At 50.1% G+C, this 615-nt stretch carries 1 pseudogene; it reads left to right on the plus strand.

Annotated elements, in window-relative coordinates:
* Positions 1-615 (plus strand): annotated as a pseudogene (dnaE, locus tag R8O10_RS26075) (DNA polymerase III subunit alpha); the annotation flags it as partial.

The following is a 615-nucleotide window of genomic DNA, read 5'->3' on the forward strand; positions in this document are numbered from 1 at the left end:
GAGCGCAAAAAGCGCCGTCCAGAATACGACGAGCGTTTACAAATCGAACTCGACGTAATCAACCAAATGGGATTCCCAGGCTACTTCTTGATCGTAATGGAGTTCATCCAGTGGTCGAAAGACAACGCGATTCCAGTCGGTCCTGGTCGTGGTTCGGGGGCCGGTTCTTTGGTGGCCTACGCGCTGAAAATCACCGATCTTGATCCGCTTGAATATGACTTGCTCTTCGAACGTTTCTTGAACCCAGAACGTGTATCCATGCCCGATTTCGACGTCGACTTTTGTATGGATAAGCGTGACCAAGTGATTGATCACGTTGCCGAAATGTACGGTCGCGATGCCGTATCTCAGATCATCACATTCGGTACGATGGCGGCGAAAGCGGTAATCCGTGACGTTGGTCGTGTTCTTGGTCACCCATTTGGTTTCGTTGACCGTATTTCGAAACTGGTTCCGCCAGATCCGGGTATGACGCTAGAAAAAGCGTTTAAAGCCGAGCCTGCTCTGCCTGAGCTTTATGAGGCCGATGAGGAAGTTAAAGAACTCATCGATATGTGTCGCCTATTAGAAGGTTGTACACGTAACGCCGGTAAGCACGCGGGTGGTGTTGTAATT

This window comes from Vibrio sp. 1727, from assembly GCF_033344415.1.
GTDB lineage: Bacteria > Pseudomonadota > Gammaproteobacteria > Enterobacterales > Vibrionaceae > Vibrio > Vibrio alginolyticus.